Genomic DNA, 17,271 nt, shown 5'->3' with positions numbered 1-17,271 from the left:
GTGGTTACTGAATGAGTTCCTGCACGCGCTGCTGCGCCGCCTGCATGGTGGCGGCCGGGTCCTTGCCGTAGTAGACCGCGTCTTCCACGGCCTGGCCGAGGATGTCGTCGGCCTGCACATAGCTGTTGCCGGGATACGACTCCCAGGCCTCGAGCTTGTCGAGCTGGCCGAGATTCGGAGCCAGGAGAGGGTTGTCGTCGGCCCATTCCTTTAGCGATGCCGGATCCTCGGTGAGGGACGGACGAAGCGGAAGGTAGCCGATCTTGCTGGAGATCTGGGTGTACGCGTGGTCGCTCGTCATGAACTTGATGAACTCCCACGACGCGCGCTGCTTCGCCGGATCCTGGGAGAACGTGAACAGAGCCGACCCCGAATTGGTGGGCACCGCGGCGTGACCCTCGAAGGCGGGCATCGGTGCGGCGCGCAGGTCCCAGCCATCGGTCGCCGCCGACTTCATGAACATCCCCTGCAGAGCCGACGTCTGCAGCTGAATCGCCACGTCGCCCTTCGCGAAACTCTCGTACTGGGTGGTCGAGTCGAGGTTGGCGAGGACGCCGTCGTCGTACATCTGCCGCAACGCGGTCACCGCCGACACCGCACCGGGCTCGCCGAATTCGATGGTCTTGCGGTCCTGCGACAGCACATCGCCGCCTGCCGAGCGGAACAGCGCCTGCATGCACCAGTTGCCACCCTTCACCGAGCACGACACGGACAGCGCCGGCTTGCCCGTCGCCGCGGTCACGGCCTTGGCGGCAGCCGCCACCTTCGGCCACGTCGACAGGTCGGCGTCGGCGGTCAGCCCGGCCTTCGTGAGCGCGGTCGCGTTGTAGAAGAGGGTGGGTGTGGAGAACACGTAGGGGATGCCGTACGTTTCGCCGTCCCAGTCGCCGAGGGTGGCGGCCCGCGGGTGGAACGGATGCTCTCCACCGAACGTCGCGTCCACGGCCTCGGTCCCGAACAGTCCGTCGAGCGACTGTGCGCCGAGTTCGTTGACGGCGAAATCGAGAGTGTCGAAGGTTAATTGGGCCACATCGGGGGGCGAGCCGGCGAGCATCTGCGTCTGCACGCTACTCGCGGTTCCGGCGCCGGCCGTGCCGCTGCCCTGCGGCGGCTGGGCCTTCACGTGGATGTTCGGGTGCTGCGCCTCGAAGTCGGCGACAAGGCCGTTGATCGTGTCCGACCAGAGCCCGGCCTGCTGGAGGTTGTACGACTCGAAGACGATGTCGACCTGCTGGTCGGGGGAAAGATCCGGGACCGGTGCGCCGGTTCCCGAGGTGCCCGGCGCGGCTCCACCGGTGGCACAGCCGGTCAGAGCGGCGGCCACGGCCGCCACTACGACGACAGAGAATGTCGATCTACGCATCACGCTGCTCCTGTTGCGGAAAGTGTTTCGGGAGAGTGGTCCACAGCCGTGGGGGCCGCGGAGTCGAAGTCGGTGAGTTCGGGAACGTCCACCCATTCCAGGCGGCGTCCGGTCGCGCGGTCGAAGAGGTGCACGTGGGCGGGATCCGCAGTCAGGGCGGCGGTTCGATGGGGGCGCAATGCAATCGGTCGCGGTGCGCGCACGCAGACCGTGGCACCCCCGACCTCGCAGTACGCGACCTGCTCGCTGCCGAGATTCTCGACGGACGTGACGTCGACCGACAGCCGCACCCCCGGATGATCCACAGGGTCGGCGACGCGGAGATGCTCCGGCCGAATGCCCAGGACGACGTCGCGGCCGTCGGTCTGTCCACGCCACAACGGTGCGGTCACGCCCTCGGCGGACGCGACAACAGTGCCGTCGACGGTGCGGACGCGTGCGTCGAGCAGGTTCATCGCGGGACTGCCGAGGAAACCTGCGACGAACACGGACGCCGGCCGGTCGTAGACGTCCTCGGGTGTTCCGACCTGTTCGAGTGCGCCGTTGTTCAGCAGGGCGATCCGCGTCGCCATCGTCATCGCCTCGACCTGATCGTGGGTGACGTACACGAACGTGGCACGGAGGCGACGATGGAGTTCGGTGAGCTCACGCCTCGTCGCGGTCCTGAGCTTCGCATCGAGGTTGGACAGCGGCTCGTCCATCAGGAACGCCTTCGGATCACGCACGATCGCGCGCCCGACTGCAACGCGCTGCCGCTGGCCACCGGACAGTTCCTTCGGCTTTCGGCCGAGCAGGTGCGCGATGTCGAGTTGCCGAGCGACGGCCTCGACGCGCTCCGCTACCTCCGACTTGCGCATCTTTTTCACGCGCAACGGAAACGCGAGGTTCTTCGCGACGCTGAGGTGCGGGTAGAGCGCGTAGCTCTGGAAAACCATCGCGACGTCCCGGCGCCGGGAGGGCGCCGCGGTGATGTCGTCGTCGTCGAGCAGGATCCGTCCGCTGGTCGGCTCGAGCAGCCCCGCGAGCATCCTCAGCAGCGTGGTCTTTCCGCACCCGCTGGGCCCGAGGAGGACCAGGAAATCGCCGTCCCGGATGTCGAGGTCGATACTGTCGACCGCGGTGAAATCTGCGAACTTTCGACTCAGATTCTCGATCCGAATCCTGCCCATTGGCCTCTCCCGATGAAATGACGTTACCCAATCTCGGCGAGACGGGGAATTTCGTTACATCGGTAGTTAGCCAGGGTCAGGTTAATGGCGGGCGAATGGCGATCCAATCAGCGGTGATGCTTCGCGCAACGGCTGTAGCACCCGATGCCATCACGGATGGATCAGCGGCACAATCTGTTTGAACGTCTCTGCCGCAGCCTCGGCCGAGTCGCCCCGCGCCCGGCAGACAGCGATCTGCAGGCTGATGAGGAACGCGAGCTGCACCACCGTGGCCGATGCGCCGAGTCCACCCCACGGTCCCGTACCGCCGCCGATGACCAGTCCGATGTCGGATTTCTCCACGAGAGTCGAACGGGCGTAGCTGGTGACGCCGATGACCGTGGCCCCCGCTGCCCGCGCGGCCTCGACCGGACGCAGGGTGACCGAGTTCAACCCGCTGTCGCTCACCGCGAGGCACACGTCCCGGGAGGTCAGGCGCCCGGCAGTCAGTTGCTGGATCACGGCGTCGGTCGGCGCCTCGGCGTGGCGGCCGTTGAGAATGAACCGCACGGCCACGGCAGCCGCCGACGGTCCCGACGCTCCGTTGCCGACAACGAGCACCCGCTCCGCCTCCGCGAGCGCCGTCACCGCCCGCTCGAACGAGTCTTCGTCGAGCGGTGCCAGGGCGCCGGCGAGATCCGTCGCCAGTTCGGCGAACACGGCCCGCACCAGTCCGGTGCCGTTCTCTTCGGCGGCGGGTATTCCCCCCGTTCCGGTATCGGCCGACCCCAGATCCCGTAGCAGCAACATCCGTAAGTGCTGGAAACCCTTGAAACCAAGGTTCTGGCACGCACGGATGACGGTGGCAGTGGATGTCTCTGCGTGTTCCGCGACATCGGCCGCCGACCACCACGCAACATCCTGCGGACGCTCCACGCACACGTCCGCCACCCGACGTTCGCTCGGAGCCAGCTTGGGTGCGACGGCTCGGATGGCCGAGAGGGTGGCTCCTACGGGCGGATCGATCGACGACGCAGTCATGAGCCTTGAATAACACACAGCGGTGAACGAAGGGCGGCAGCAGCCTCCGCCGATTACCGACCGGCGGAGGTGCCGAACCGAGGGTGCGGCGAAAGGCACTGCCCCTCAGTGGGTATGCACACTCAGTTGATTGGGACGTTCCAGATGATCGGAACCTGATCGGTGGGCATGTTCTCGGCCCGGCGTTCCTGCCGCTGTTCGCGCTGCCGATCGCGGGTCCGATCGTCGTTGCCGCCGGGGATGTCGCGGCCGGTGTCAGGGGCGGCCACTGCGGCGACCGGGTGTTGCGCGGCCGGGGCGACCGCGCCCGCGACGCCGACGGGAAGGACGCCGAATGCGGCTGCAGCCACCACCACGGTCACGATCCGCTTCCGCAGCGAGCCGCGGTGGGTGCGTCGGTCGTCCTGGTGCGAATGTGTGGCGTTCATGGTCTGAATTCCTGTCCGAGTGCCGCGAACCCAACGTTCACGGCTACTCGAACGGTGTCTGCGAGGGGGCGAAACGTTACACCCTGCCGGACATTATTTTGCGGCGAGTTTCGCGCCGCTAACGCCACTCGCGGAACGCGGCGAGCAGGCGGTCCCGCAACGCCGGATCGAGCTCGTCCGGGGGGAGCGCGCCGAGGGTGTGCACCGTCTGCTCGATCTGTTCGAGATAGGTGGCGCATCCCTGGCATTCGCCCAGATGGGTTTCGAATCGGACCCGGGCATCGGGATCCATGTCGTTCTCGAGGTAGGCCGTGACGAGTTCGACGAGGTCCTGGCAGTCCATGTCTTCCATGTCTCACGCTCCCGTTCCAAGATAATCCTCGAGGGCCTGGCGCACATGCGCGCGACCCCGGTGCAGCAGCACCCGCTGGTTCGCCGGGGTGATCGAGAGCATCGCGGACACTTCTTCGGCGTCGTAGCCGAGGACGTCACGCAGAACGACCACGATCCGCTGGCGGTCGGGTAGGTGCTCGAGTTCGCGGCCGGCGACGTCGAGCACCTCCGCACCGAGGACCGACCCCTCGGGGGTCACCGGCCAGCTGGTCGGCGGAGTCGCCCAGTGGTGTGGATCCTCCGGGGAGGATGCGGGCAGGAACCGGGCCGGGTCCACGGCGGCGCTGCCCGCGTAGGCGGCCAGCGCGGCGTCGACATCATGCCGGTCCCGCACTCCCCGTTTCTTGGCGATGTTGACGAGTATCCGGAACAGCCAGGTACGGAGGGTGGAGCGGCCTTCGAATCCGTCGATGCCCTGGAGCACGGCGATCCAGGTTTCCTGGACGACGTCTTCCGCGACCTCGGCGCTGGCCACGTATCCCCGCGCCACGCGCAGCATCATCGGCGTGTGCTGGTCGACGAGTTCGGCGAACGCCGACTCGTCGCGTGCCCGTAGAGAGTCGACGAGGCACTGCTCGTGCGAGGTATCGATCTCGGTCATCCGCTCCTCCTCGGTGATCGAGGCGCTCCGGAAGCGTGGCCGCGTGAGACGGCCGGACGCCATCCAACATTACTGATCTCAGGGGCAGCCGTCGATGACGCTGCCCGATCTCGTGGTGGTAGGGCCGAACGGCCCTGTCTTGGCTTCGCGGTGCGGGGAAGACTCGGTGCGGAGGGGTGGCGGGCCGCGGCGATGCGGTGACGGTCGCGGCGGCCCGGGTGCCCCAGGCAACGATTGGACCTGGCAATCCAGGGAGGGCGACGCATGGACTTTCGGCGGACTCCGCTGGCGCGGTCGGAGAATTACTGGGAGCAGCTGGGTTCAGTGGAAGCTCGCCACCTCGACGGTGCCGAGCGGGACCGGCTGCCGGCCCCGGACGAACAGGTCTCGCTCGTCGACCACTGCCGAGGCGCAACACCCGACCCGGCGTGAGGAGCGTGCGCGCGGGCGAGTGGCGCTAGGCAACTCCGGTGCGACGTGGCACGATCTCGTATGTGACGAGCAGTACCGCTGAGAACCAGCGCTTACGCGATCTCGCGCTGCTGCGCCGCGTCCGTGACCGGATCGATCGGGAGCACGCGCAGCCGCTGGACGTCGAGTCGCTCGCCCGTGGCGTGAACATGTCGGCAGGGCACCTCAGCCGTCAGTTCCGGCTCGCGTACGGCGAGTCTCCGTACTCGTACCTGATGACGCGGCGCATCGAGCGGGCGATGGCATTGCTGCGTCGTGGTGACCTCAGCGTCACCGAGGTGTGTTTCGCGGTCGGCTGCTCGTCGCTGGGCACCTTCAGCACGCGTTTCGCCGAGCTGACCGGGGTCCCGCCCAGCACCTACCGGCGCCAGGAGGCGGACGCGACGGCGGGCATTCCGTCGTGCGTGGCGAAACAGGTCACCAGACCGATCAGGAATCGAGAAGCGCAGGTCGCTGATTCGTAATTATCGTGATCCCATGGACATCACAATTCACCAGACCTACCTCCCGCAGGACGACCCGGACGCCGCGTTGGCTTTCTATCGCGACGCTCTCGGCTTCGAGGTCCGCAACGACGTCGGATACAACGGGCTGCGCTGGATCACGGTGGGCCCGGCCGACCAGCCCGGCACGTCCATCGTTCTGCATCCGCCGGCCGCCGACCCCGGAATCACCGACGACGAGCGTCGCACCATCGCCGAGATGATGGCCAAGGGCACGTACGCAGCCATCAACCTGGCCACCAGGAACCTCGACGGCGTCTTCGAGAAGCTGCAGGCCAGCGACTCCGCGGAGGTCGTTCAGGAGCCGACCGAGCAGCCGTACGGAGTCCGTGACTGCGCCTTCCGCGATCCCGCGGGCAACATGGTTCGTATCCAGGAACTGCGCTGATCGACGCTGGCGGAAACCGCGAAGGCGGCTCCGCCCAACAGAGGGAGACACGATGAGCATGGCCACGAAGGCGGACACGACGGGCCGAGCGAAGCGACGGGAAAACTCGGAGTCGCCGGATCTGCACCTTGCCGACAGTCACGATCTCATCCGCGTGCACGGCGCGCGCGAGAACAACCTCAAGGACATCAGTGTCGAGCTCCCGAAGCGCCGGCTGACGGTGTTCACCGGTGTCTCCGGCTCGGGCAAGAGTTCGCTGGTGTTCGCCACGATCGCCGCGGAGTCGCAGCGGATGATCAACGAGACCTACAGCGCCTTCGTGCAGGGCTTCATGCCGTCACTGGCGCGACCCGACGTCGACGTACTCGACGGGCTGACGACGGCGATCATCGTCGACCAGGAGCGGATGGGTTCGAACCCCCGCTCCACAGTCGGCACCGCCACCGACGCCAACGCGATGCTGCGCATCCTGTTCAGCCGGCTCGGGAAGCCGCACATCGGCTCACCCCAGGCGTTCTCCTTCAACGTCGCGTCGATCTCCGGTGCGGGCGCGGTCACCATCGAGCGCGGTGGCCAGCAGACGAAGGAGCGGCGGAGCTTCAGCATCACCGGCGGCATGTGTCCGCGATGCGAGGGCCGGGGGGCGGTCACCGACTTCGACCTGACGGCGCTCTACGACGACAGCAAGTCGCTCAACGAGGGCGCGCTGACGATCCCCGGCTACAGCATGGAGGGCTGGTACGGCCGCATCTTCCGGGGCTGCGGCTACTTCGATCCGGACAAGCCGATCGCGAAGTTCACCAAGAAGCAGTTGCAGGACCTGCTCTACAAGGAGCCGACCAAGATCAAGGTCGAGGGCGTCAACGTGACCTATGAGGGTCTGATCCCGAAGATCCAGAAGTCGTTCCTGGCCAAGGACGTCGACGCCATGCAGCCGCACATCCGCGCGTTCGTGGAGCGGGCGATCACGTTCGCCACCTGCCCCGACTGCGACGGCACCCGACTCAGCGAGGGGGCGCGATCGTCGAAGATCAAGGGCAAGAACATCGCCGACGTCTGCTCGATGCAGATCAGCGACCTCGCCGACTGGGTCCGCGGCCTGAAGGAACCGTCGGTGGCCCCGCTGCTCACCGGGCTGCAGCATCTGCTCGACTCGTTCACGGAGATCGGGTTGGGGTACCTCTCCCTCGACCGGCCGTCGGGCACCCTGTCCGGTGGTGAGGCGCAGCGCACGAAGATGATCCGGCACCTCGGTTCGTCGCTCACCGACGTCACGTACGTCTTCGACGAGCCGACCATCGGCCTGCACCCGCACGACATCCAGAGGATGAACGGCCTGCTGCTGCAGTTGCGCGACAAGGGCAACACGGTGCTGGTCGTGGAGCACAAGCCGGAGGCGATCGCGATCGCCGACCACGTCGTCGACCTCGGACCGCGCGCCGGCACCGAGGGTGGCCAGGTGGTGTTCGAGGGCACCGTCGAGGGGCTGCGGTCCAGTGACACGCTCACCGGGCGGCACCTGGACGACCGGGCGTCGCTGAAACAGTCGGTGCGCACACCGTCGGGGGCGCTCGAGGTGCGTGGCGCAGACAGCCACAACCTGTGCGGCGTCGACGTCGACATCCCACTCGGCATGCTGGTGGTCGTGACCGGAGTGGCGGGCTCGGGCAAGAGTTCGCTGATCCACGGTTCCGTGTCCGGGCGGGACGGCGTGGTGTCGATCGACCAGGGCGCGATCAAGGGCTCCCGGCGAAGCAACCCGGCGACCTACACCGGGCTGCTCGAGCCGATCCGCAAGGCATTCGCGAAGGCCAACGGCGTGAAGCCGGCGCTCTTCAGTTCCAACTCCGAGGGCGCGTGCCCCACGTGCAACGGCGCCGGTGTCATCTACACCGACCTGGGTGTGATGGCCACCGTCGAATCCCCCTGCGAGGAGTGCGAGGGGAAGCGGTTCCAGGCCGAGGTGCTCGAGTACACGCTGGGCGGCCGGAATATCGCCGAAGTGCTCGCGATGCCGGTGGCCGAGGCCGAGGAGTTCTTCGGTTCCGGCGAGGCGCGGATCCCGGCGGCGCACAAGATTCTGCAGAGGCTCGCCGACGTCGGGCTCGGCTACCTCAGCCTCGGACAGCCGCTCACCACGCTGTCCGGCGGCGAACGGCAGCGGCTCAAGCTGGCCACCGCCATGGCCGACAAGGGCGACACCTACGTCCTCGACGAACCGACCACCGGTCTGCACCTCGCCGATGTCGAACAGCTGCTCGGACTGCTCGACCGGCTCGTCGACTCCGGTAAGTCGGTCATCGTCATCGAGCATCACCAGGCGGTCATGGCGCACGCCGACTGGATCATCGACCTCGGCCCGGGCGCCGGCCACGACGGCGGCCGGATCGTGTTCGAGGGCAGGCCGGAGGATCTGGTGTCCGCCCGCTCCACCCTCACCGGCGAGCACCTCGCGGCCTACGTCGGCACCTGATCGAGGCGCTCGTCGAGATGTGCCCCCGGTTGCCACGGCGGCCGGGGGCTTTCGCGTTCGGTGGCCGGCATTGGGCCGCAGTGCAACTGTGACGCCCGCCACGCGGATTCTGCCGAACCGAGACGTGCGGTGCCGAACTGAGACGTCGCCACCCTCCGCCCGGTCATAGCGTCACGTTCCATCAGTGACCACAGACACGACAGGAGAGTGGAATGTCCGATCTCAACGCCGCGCTCGGCAAGGTTCTCGACAGCGTGACCGAGGAAGGTGCGCCGAGGGTGCCCGGAGTGGTGGCGATGGTGACCGATCGCGACCACACGGTGTTCGAGGGCGCCGCCGGGGTGCGGTCCCTGGCCGACGGCGAGCCGATGACCGCCGACACCGTGTTCGCGATCTTCTCCACCACCAAGGCGATCACCGGGACCACCGTGCTGCAGTGCGTCGAAGAGGGTCTGCTCGACCTCGACGCGCCCGCCCGCGAATACGTTACGGAACTCGGTGACATTCAGGTCATCGAGGGATTCGACGCCCACGGCGATCCGGTGCTGAGGGCACCGAAGCGGGACATCACCACGCGGATGCTGTTGTTGCACACCGCCGGATTCGGATACGACTTCTTCGACGAGACCTACAACCGGTTGGGGGTGGAGCACGACCAGCCCGGCGTGATCACCGCGACCCGGGCGTCGCTGACCACGCCGTTGCTCTTCGATCCGGGTGAGAAGTGGCAGTACGGGACGAACATCGACTGGGCCGGCCAGGTGGTCGAGGCGATCCGCGGCAAGCGGCTCGGCGAGGTGATGGCCGAGCGGGTGTTCGCGCCGCTCGGCATGCACGACACAGCTTTCACCCTGACCGGATCGATGGCGGCCCGTCGCGCGACCATCCACCAGCGGGAGGAGGACGGCCGGCTCACTCCCTTGGATCTGGTGCTGCCGCAGGCTCCCGAGATCGACATGGGCGGGCACGGCCTCTACTCCACGGTGGGCGACTACCTGAAGTTCCTGCGGATGTGGCTGAACGACGGAGACGCCCCCGGTGGCCGAGTGCTGCGGCCCGACACCGTGCAGGCCGCCGTGTGCAACGGCCTCGAGGGACAAAAGGTCGGGATGCTGCCTGCCGTGATACCCGCCCTCACCAACGACGCCGAATTCTTTCCCGGCCAACGTAAGTCGTGGGCGTACACGTTCATGGTGAACGAAGAGGACGCACCCACCGGCCGGCCCCGGGGGTCGCTCGGGTGGGCCGGCCTCGCCAACTCGTACTACTGGATCGATCGTCGCAACGGAATCGCCGGGTACTGGGCCACCCAGATCCTGCCGTTCGCCGATCCCGTGTCTTTCGGCGGCTACCTGGACTTCGAGACGGCGGCGTACCGTCACGCCACTCTGGGCTCACCCGTCTAGGTCGGTCTCGAAGCCGGTTTTCCACTGGATGGCCGGTGGCCCTGCCCGGTACGATCGCGGGATTGTCTTCACCGCTGGGAGCCCATGAGGTTCGTGTGTGGGCTCCCGGCAGTTCCCGGGCTGAGAGCAGGTTTCGTCATGGCATGTCGTATCAGTGAGCTCGTGCTCGGTTGCCGCGACCCTGAGCTGCTTTCGCGGTTCTGGTGCGAGGTCCTGGACTTCGTCGTGCTCGATCACGAGGACGACGGGTCGGTGGAGATCGGGCCGCGCGATGGGTTCGGCGGTCCGCAGCCGACGATCATCCTCAGCCGCATGGATGAGCCGGAGAAGGGGAAATCCCGGCTGCACATCGACGTCAACGCCACCGACCGCGATCAGGACGCCGAGCTCGAACGCCTACTGAAGCTCGGGGCGCGCCCGGCCGACATCGGCCAGACAGGGCAGGAGCAGTGGCATGTCCTCGCCGACCCCGAAGGCAATGAGTTCTGCCTGCTGAAGGCTCGCCTGGACCCACTCTGATGCTCACCGGTCGGGGTCAGCGCAGGTCGGCGAGCTTACGCCCCAGCACCGTCCGCTCGCGCTCGTTGCCGCACAACCGCACGGCCGCCTCGAATTCGGTGCGCGCCTCGTCGGTGCGTCCCAGGCGGGTGAGCAGTTCGCCGCGAACGCTCGGCAGCAGGTGCGAATTCGACAGCGCCTGGGCGGCCACCAGCTCGTCCACGATCGGCAGCGCCGCGGCCGGTCCCTGGGCCATGGAGACCGCCACCGCCCGGTTGAGGTCGATCACCGGTGACGGCGCGAGCCGACCGAGTGCCTCGTAGATGAGGACGATCCGCTCCCAGTTCGTCGCGTCGACGGACGGCGCGACGGCATGACATTCGGCGATCGCCGCCTGCAGGCCGTAGGCGCCCAGCCCGCGGCCGACCTGCTCCGCTCGGGCGAGGGCGGCGCGTCCCCGGCGGATCGCGGTGCGGTCCCAGCGGCGGCGGTCCTGGTCCTCGAGCAGCACCGGCTCGCCGTCCGCCCCGGTGCGGGCCGGGAACCGCGCCGCGGTCAGTTCGAGCAGCGCCAGCAGGCCGTGCACCTCCGGCTCGTCGGGCACCAGCCGAGCCAGCACCCGAGCGAGGCGCTGCGCCTCGCTCGCGAGGTCGAGGCGGATCAGGTCGTCACCGGAGCTGGCCGAGGACCCTTCGGTGAAGATCAGGTAGATCACGCTGAGCACCGAGCCGAGTCGCCCGGTCCGCTCTGCGGCGGGCGGCACTTCGAACGGCACCCGGGCCGCCCCGAGGGTCTTCTTCGCCCGGGTGATCCGGGCCTGCACGGTCGCGGTCGGCACGAGGAACACCTTCGCGATCTCGTCGCTCGTCAGACCGCCGACCACCCGCAGGGTGAGCGCGACCCTCGCCTCCCGCGACAGCACGGGGTGGCAGGAGATGAACATCAACGCCAGCATGTCGTCGTCGATCTGGTCCGGATCCCACAGCACGTCCCCGGTGCCCCGGGCCGGATCGGCGGGCCCGCTGCCCGAGGCGGAGCCGCCCTCGCTCAGGTCGTGAGCGAGGGCGGCGTACCTCTCGTCGAGGGCGGAGCGCCGACGGAACGCGTCGATCGCGCGGCGTCGGCCGACGGTGAGCAACCATCCCGCGGGGTTGTGGGGGATACCGTCGCGTGGCCAGCTCACGAGTGCCTCGGCCAGCGCCTCCTGGGCGAGGTCCTCGGCCAGCGCGAAATCGCCGGTGTACCGCGCGAGCGCACCGACGATCCGTGCCGACTCGATCCGCCAGACGGCGGCGACGGCCTCACGCCCGGTGTGGCCGTCACCCGTCGATCCGCTCAGAGCTGACCGGTCGCTTCGCGCCACGCCCGCTCCTTCTGGATCCACACGTTGTCCTGCGGGAACTCGTCGATCGTCGCGACCCGGCGGATCTCTGCTTTGGAACCGGGACCAGCCATCGGGGCACGCTTGGCCCACTCGACAGCCTCCTCCTTCGACGCGACGTTGAGCATCCAGAAGCCGCCGAACAACTCCTTCGTCTCGCCGTAGGGGCCGTCGGTCACGACAGGTGTTTCCGAGGAGTAGTCGACCACCACACCCGATTCGGGGTCGGGGTCCAGACCCTCGGCCGCGAGCAGCACGCCGGCGCGGATCATCTCGTCGTTGAACTTGCCCATCGCTTCCATGATCTCGGTGAAATCAACGTCCTGGGACGCCGCGAAGGTCTCGTCGGTGGCGCGCATGATCAGCATGTACTTCATGGTTCCGTCTCCTTGGATGTCGGGGTCCCTCTTGGACCTTCTCATCCTCAGGTCGAACGGGGAGTGACATGGATCGACACACTCGCCGAAATCTTTTTCGAACCTATCGCGCCCGGCCGGCTCGGCGCCGGTCGGTTTCGGTGGTGCCGCCCCATATTCCGTGGGTTTCGCGGTGTTCGGTTGCGTGTGCTCGGCATTGCCGGGCGACGACGCACCCGTTGCAGATCTGTTTGGCGCGTCGTTCACGCCGGATCCGGGCGCCGCGTCGTTCGCCGTCCGGAGCGAAGAAGGCGGCGGGCTCGGTGGTGCGGCAGTGGGCGCGGTACCGCCATCCCCAGCGTTCGGCTGCGGTGGTGGGTAGGTCGTGAATTGTCGTGTGGTCGATCATCGGGTGTCCCGGGGATTCGGGCGGTGGACGGTGGGTACCGTCCACCGCGGTGGCTGCACCGACTCAGTGCAGGTGGCTGCCGCCGTTGATGTCGACGGTGGTGCCGGTGAGGTACGCGGCGTCCTGCGAGGACAGGAAGGTGATGACGGCGGCGACCTCGGTGGTGGTCGCGACCCGGCCGAGGGGGATGTCGCGGCAGAGTGCGGCTTCCTGTTCGGCGGTGCTGCCCACGCGGATGCTGGTGTCGACCGCACCGGGGGTGACGGCGTTGACGGTGACTCCGCTGTCACCGAGTTCCCGTGCGAGTGACTTGGTGAAACCGAGAACCGCGGCTTTGGCGGACGAGTAGGGCACCTTGCCGAAGACGCCGCCACCCCGCTGGGCGGAGACGGACGACATGTTCACCACACGCCCCCAGCCGTTGTCGATCATGGCCGGCAGGAACGCGCGGGTGACGAGGTAGGTGCCGGTGGCGTTGACCGCCATCACCTTGTTCCACAGTTCCAGCGTGGTCTCGAGGAACGGCACCGGCGAGGTGATGCCGGCGATGTTCGCGAGCGCACCCACAGCGGGGAGGTTGCCGCCGGCGACTTCGGCGGCGACACCGTCGTGCGCCCGCTGGACCGAGTTCTCGTCGGCGACGTCGATGTCGTGACCGAAGGCCGGTACCCCGAACTCGTTGCCGATCTCGGCGGCGACCTTCGCGGACTTCTCCCCGTCGAGGTCGAGAACGACGATCGCCCAGCCCTCTTCGGCGTAGCGGCGGGCGGTGGCGAGACCGATCCCGCGCTCGGAGGTGGCGCCGGTGATGACGGCGGTGCGCTGAATGGACGACATGATCGCTCCTCGTGTTGCTGGAATCGCGCGTCCCGTCCGATGCGGGGGAGAACAGGGAGGTCGACGGCGCGGTAGGTGACTGCCACCACAGTAAGCCGATCAACTGTTAACAGTCAACCGTCGGCGGGTAACGGTTGACATATTGACGTGGCTCGGATCACACTGTTGGAACCGCACTGTTGACAGTCAACAAATCGGCGGCAATCGTAGAAACCGGCAGCTCGAAGAGGAGTCCCCATGAGTACCGAAACACTCAGGATGCGAGGTCCTGTCCATGGCACGAAGGACGCCAAGCGCGTAGCAATCGGCTCCTCGGTGGGTGCCGTCATCGAGACGTACGACTTCATCGGCTTCGGCACGGCCGCCGCGCTGTACTTCGGTACCGCCTTCTTCCCGGGCGCCGACCCGGTCACCGGAACACTCGCCGCGTTCGCGACGCTGGGTGTCGGTTTTGCGGCGCGCCCGCTCGGCGGGGTGCTCGGCGGACATCTCGGGGACAAGCTGGGTCGCAAACCCGTGCTGGTGGCGTCGCTGATCGCGATGGGTCTCGCGACCTTCGCGATCGGCCTGCTGCCCACCTATTCGCAGGTGGGGCTCATCGCGCCGGTGCTGCTGGTCCTCGTCCGCGTCGTCCAGGGCCTCGCTTTCGGCGCCGAGTGGGGCGGTGCGATCCTGATGAGCTACGAGCACGCCCCCTGGAAGTCCAAGGGCAAGTTCACCGGCATCGTGCAGGCCGGCTTCCCCGTCGGACTGCTGCTGGCGAATCTGGTGTTTCTGTTCAGCGTGCACCTCGGCGGCGACTGGGCCTGGCGGGTGCCGTTCCTCGCCAGCATCGTCCTGGTGATGGTCGGCCTGGTCATCAGGTCGAAGGTGCCCGAGTCCCCAGTCTTCGAGGACGTCAAGAACGAGGGCGACATCGTCAAGTCCCCGGTACTCGAATCCATCAAATACGACTGGCGAAACATTCTGCGCGGCATCGGTCTTCGAGTCGCCGAGACGGCCGGTTACGCGGTGTCGATCACCTACATGATCTCCTACCTGCACAACCAGGGTCTCGCCGGGAAGTCCGAAACCCTTGTCGCCCTCTGCATCGCGTCCGCAATCGGCATCTTCGCCACCGTCGCCTGGGCCCGACTCACCGACCGTATCGGACGACGCCCCCTCTACATCGCGTCCTGCGCCTTCGCGGCACTGTTCGGAATCCCGATGTTCCTTCTGGTCAACACCGGCCTGTTCATCCTGGTCATCGCCACCATCGTGATCGCCTACGCGGTCTGCCAGAATTCGATGGCGGGAGCGCAGGGTGCGTGGTTCCCCGAACTCTTCGACGCCTCGCGCCGCGCCTCGGGAGCGTCCCTCGCCTATCAGATCTCGGCGATGGTCTCCGGCTTCACGCCCTTCGTCACCACATTGCTGTTCGTCTCCTTCGGCTGGTGGGGTCCGGCGCTGCTGTTCAGCACGTACGCCCTGATCGGACTGTGGGCGGCGTTGATCACCAGGGAGACCTGGGGACCCACCGAACGGCGCCTCGCCGCCGAGGCTGCGGCGCGCGCCGATTCCAAAAGCGTCGACGCGCCGACGTCCACCGGCACCACGCCCACGATCCGCAAGGAAAAGGAACTCCTGTGACCACCACAACCGCCACCACCACCGCGGCCGAAGACACGACCAGTGACGCGTCGCGCATCGCGAACGTCGAACAGTTCGCCTACCGCATGCGGCACAACGTCCTCGACATGGGTGAGGAACAGGGCCAGGGATACGTCGGGCAGGCGCTCGGAGCCGCCGACATCTTCGCCACCGTCTACGCCGACCAACTACGTTACCGCGCAGACGATCCCGCATGGGAGGGCCGGGACCGGTTCCTTCTGTCCACCGGCCACTACGCCATCGGCCACTACGCCGCACTCGCCGAGGCCGGAATCATCCCCCGCAGCGAACTGGAAACCTACGGCTCCGACGACTCCCGGCTTCCGATGTCGGCGATGTCCACGTACACCCCCGGCATGGAAATTTCCGGCGGCTCCCTCGGCCACGGTCTCACCATCGCGGTCGGGATGGCACTCGGGCTGCGTCACCAGCATTCCACCGCCCGTGTCTTCAACTTCCTCTCCGACGGCGAACTCGACGAGGGTTCGACGTGGGAGGCGGCCATGGGCGCCCATCACCACCAGCTCGGCAATCTCACCGCGATGGTCGACATCAACGCCCTCCAAGCCGACGGTGCGACCTCCACGGTCCTGAGCACCGAACCCGTGCACGACAAGTGGGCGGCCTGCGGGTGGCACGTCGAACGCGTCGACGGCAACGACGTCACCGCACTGGTGCGCGCGTTCGACAGCGCCGCCGCCGAATCCGACGGCAAGCCGTCGATCATCCTCTGCGACACCCGCGTCGGGAAGGGCGTGCCCCTGCTCGAGACCCGGGAGAAGGCGCACTTCATGCGCATCGACGAACACGAGTGGCAGATCTGCCGCGACCAGCTCACCGCCGGCTTCGACCACAAGGACGCCTGACATGACCACCGCCAGCAAGCCCAAGCTCAAGACGTCGGCCATGATCGCCTCGTTCGTCGACGACGGCCAGAAGACCACGTCCGCGCCGTTCGGGCACGCCCTGGTGAAGGCCGCCCCGGAGAACGACAAGATCGTCGGCCTGTCCGCCGACCTCGCCAAGTACACCGACATGCACATCTTCGCGCAGGAGTTCCCCGACCGGTTCTTCCAGATGGGGATGGCCGAACAGCTGCTGCTCGGAGCCGCCGCCGGGATGGCCGAGACCGGCCTGGTGCCGTTCGCGTCCACGTATTCGGTGTTCGCCGCGCGCCGCGCCTACGACTTCCTGTGCCTCGACATCGCCGAACCGAACCTCAACGTCAACATCATCGGTGGGCTCCCCGGACTGACCACCGGCTACGGGCCCAGCCATCAGGCCACCGAGGACATGGCCATCTTCCGGGGCATCCCCAACCTCACCATCGTCGACCCCTGCGACTCGATCGACATCGAACAGGCCGTCCCGCAGCTCGCCGCCTCCGACGGTCCCACCTACCTGCGGCTGCTGCGGGGGAAGGTCGCGACCGTGCTCGACGAGTACGACTACACGTTCGAACTGGGCAAGGCCAAGGTGCTGCGTGGCGGCAACGACGTCGTGTTCGTCACCAGTGGCCTTATGACGATGCGCGCGCTGCAGGCCGCCGACCGACTCGCCGCGCACAACGTCGACGTCGCGGTCGTCCACACGCCGACGATCAAACCGTTCGACGCCGAGACCGTCCTCGCGGAGGTGAACACCGACCGACTGGTGGTCACCCTGGAGAACCACACCGTGATCGGCGGTCTCTTCGAGACGGTGGCCGCCGCCGTCGTCACGGCCGGGCTCGGCAAGCGGATCGTGCCGATCGCTCTCCCCGACCAGTTCCTCGACGCCGGTGCCCTGCCCACCCTGCACGAGCGGTACGGCTTGAGCACGGACCGGATCGTCGCCAAGGTTCTGGGCGAACTGGCATGACCAGCGCGTACGGCCCACGCCGCAGGCAGGGCGGCGCGGGCCGTACGATGGCTGTCAACAGATTG

Annotated in this window: 19 protein-coding genes; 9 read left to right on the top strand and 10 right to left on the bottom strand. The window is 67.4% G+C overall.

What is annotated here, in order from left to right:
- Positions 1-4: 4 nt before the first annotated feature.
- From JVH1_RS17345 to JVH1_RS17320, 6 genes are all read right to left on the bottom strand, one after another.
- Positions 5-1,363: an ABC transporter substrate-binding protein gene (locus JVH1_RS17345; RefSeq protein WP_009476917.1), complete on the bottom strand. Its 1,359-nt coding sequence runs from the start codon at positions 1,361-1,363 to the stop codon at positions 5-7.
- Positions 1,363-2,532: an ABC transporter ATP-binding protein gene (locus tag JVH1_RS17340; RefSeq protein WP_009476918.1), complete on the bottom strand. Its 1,170-nt coding sequence runs from the start codon at positions 2,530-2,532 to the stop codon at positions 1,363-1,365. The genes JVH1_RS17345 and JVH1_RS17340 overlap by 1 nt, the downstream gene beginning before the upstream one ends.
- Before the next feature lie 150 nt (positions 2,533-2,682).
- The gene (locus JVH1_RS17335; protein WP_043780397.1) at positions 2,683-3,552 is read right to left on the bottom strand and encodes a MurR/RpiR family transcriptional regulator; all 870 of its coding nucleotides are present in this window, start codon (positions 3,550-3,552) and stop codon (positions 2,683-2,685) included.
- 122 nt (positions 3,553-3,674) lie between these two features.
- Complete coding sequence (locus JVH1_RS17330) at positions 3,675-3,980, bottom strand: hypothetical protein (protein WP_009476920.1); 306 nt, start codon at positions 3,978-3,980, stop codon at positions 3,675-3,677.
- Positions 3,981-4,098: 118 nt separating this feature from the next.
- Positions 4,099-4,323, bottom strand: a complete 225-nt coding sequence (locus JVH1_RS17325; RefSeq protein WP_009476921.1) for an anti-sigma factor — start codon at positions 4,321-4,323, stop codon at positions 4,099-4,101.
- A gap of 12 nt (positions 4,324-4,335) precedes the next feature.
- Positions 4,336-5,037 (bottom strand): RNA polymerase sigma factor, encoded by a 702-nt coding sequence (locus JVH1_RS17320; protein ID WP_009476922.1) that lies wholly within the window; start codon positions 5,035-5,037, stop codon positions 4,336-4,338.
- Between the two features lie 201 nt (positions 5,038-5,238).
- Between JVH1_RS17320 and JVH1_RS17315 the strand changes: the two genes are divergently transcribed.
- The 6 genes from JVH1_RS17315 to JVH1_RS17290 all read left to right on the top strand — a co-directional run bounded on the left by JVH1_RS17315 (position 5,239) and on the right by JVH1_RS17290 (position 10,734).
- Positions 5,239-5,406, top strand: coding sequence for a hypothetical protein (locus tag JVH1_RS17315; RefSeq protein ID WP_009476923.1), 168 nt, complete (start codon positions 5,239-5,241; stop codon positions 5,404-5,406).
- A gap of 62 nt (positions 5,407-5,468) precedes the next feature.
- Complete coding sequence (locus JVH1_RS17310; protein ID WP_009476924.1) at positions 5,469-5,909, top strand: helix-turn-helix transcriptional regulator; 441 nt, start codon at positions 5,469-5,471, stop codon at positions 5,907-5,909.
- 13 nt (positions 5,910-5,922) lie between these two features.
- Positions 5,923-6,336 carry a VOC family protein gene (locus JVH1_RS17305; protein WP_009476925.1) on the top strand — a complete coding sequence of 138 codons (414 nt, stop codon included), beginning with the start codon at positions 5,923-5,925 and terminating at the stop codon, positions 6,334-6,336.
- Between the two features lie 52 nt (positions 6,337-6,388).
- On the top strand, positions 6,389-8,809 hold the full coding sequence (locus JVH1_RS17300) for an excinuclease ABC subunit UvrA (protein ID WP_009476926.1): 2,421 nt from the start codon (positions 6,389-6,391) through the stop codon (positions 8,807-8,809).
- Positions 8,810-9,021: 212 nt separating this feature from the next.
- The gene (locus JVH1_RS17295; protein WP_009476928.1) at positions 9,022-10,215 is read left to right on the top strand and encodes a serine hydrolase; all 1,194 of its coding nucleotides are present in this window, start codon (positions 9,022-9,024) and stop codon (positions 10,213-10,215) included.
- Between the two features lie 138 nt (positions 10,216-10,353).
- Complete coding sequence (locus JVH1_RS17290; protein ID WP_009476929.1) at positions 10,354-10,734, top strand: VOC family protein; 381 nt, start codon at positions 10,354-10,356, stop codon at positions 10,732-10,734.
- 16 nt (positions 10,735-10,750) lie between these two features.
- Here the strand turns inward: JVH1_RS17290 and JVH1_RS17285 are convergent, their stop codons facing one another.
- From JVH1_RS17285 to JVH1_RS17270, 4 genes are all read right to left on the bottom strand, one after another.
- Positions 10,751-12,076: an RNA polymerase sigma factor gene (locus JVH1_RS17285; protein ID WP_009476930.1), complete on the bottom strand. Its 1,326-nt coding sequence runs from the start codon at positions 12,074-12,076 to the stop codon at positions 10,751-10,753.
- Positions 12,049-12,471 carry a YciI family protein gene (locus tag JVH1_RS17280; protein ID WP_007296236.1) on the bottom strand — a complete coding sequence of 141 codons (423 nt, stop codon included), beginning with the start codon at positions 12,469-12,471 and terminating at the stop codon, positions 12,049-12,051. The genes JVH1_RS17285 and JVH1_RS17280 overlap by 28 nt, the downstream gene beginning before the upstream one ends.
- A gap of 103 nt (positions 12,472-12,574) precedes the next feature.
- Positions 12,575-12,904: a WhiB family transcriptional regulator gene (locus JVH1_RS17275; protein WP_007296235.1), complete on the bottom strand. Its 330-nt coding sequence runs from the start codon at positions 12,902-12,904 to the stop codon at positions 12,575-12,577.
- Positions 12,905-12,922: 18 nt separating this feature from the next.
- Entirely contained in the window at positions 12,923-13,696 is a 774-nt protein-coding gene (locus tag JVH1_RS17270; protein ID WP_009476932.1) for an SDR family NAD(P)-dependent oxidoreductase, read from the bottom strand.
- 237 nt (positions 13,697-13,933) lie between these two features.
- Between JVH1_RS17270 and JVH1_RS17265 the strand changes: the two genes are divergently transcribed.
- From JVH1_RS17265 to JVH1_RS17255, 3 genes are read left to right on the top strand one after another with little or no spacing between them, the layout of a single operon-like run.
- Positions 13,934-15,325, top strand: a complete 1,392-nt coding sequence (locus tag JVH1_RS17265) for an MFS transporter (protein WP_007296233.1) — start codon at positions 13,934-13,936, stop codon at positions 15,323-15,325.
- Positions 15,322-16,212 (top strand): transketolase, encoded by an 891-nt coding sequence (locus JVH1_RS17260; protein WP_009476933.1) that lies wholly within the window; start codon positions 15,322-15,324, stop codon positions 16,210-16,212. Before JVH1_RS17265 ends, JVH1_RS17260 begins: the two co-directional genes overlap by 4 nt.
- Position 16,213: 1 nt before the next feature.
- Entirely contained in the window at positions 16,214-17,206 is a 993-nt protein-coding gene (locus tag JVH1_RS17255) for a transketolase family protein (protein ID WP_009476934.1), read from the top strand.
- The last annotated feature ends 65 nt before the right edge of the window (positions 17,207-17,271 follow it).

This window comes from Rhodococcus sp. JVH1 (assembly GCF_000280725.2).
Taxonomy (GTDB): Bacteria; Actinomycetota; Actinomycetes; order Mycobacteriales; family Mycobacteriaceae; genus Rhodococcus_F; species Rhodococcus_F jostii_A.
This window is presented reverse-complemented; position numbering and strand designations above follow the sequence as displayed.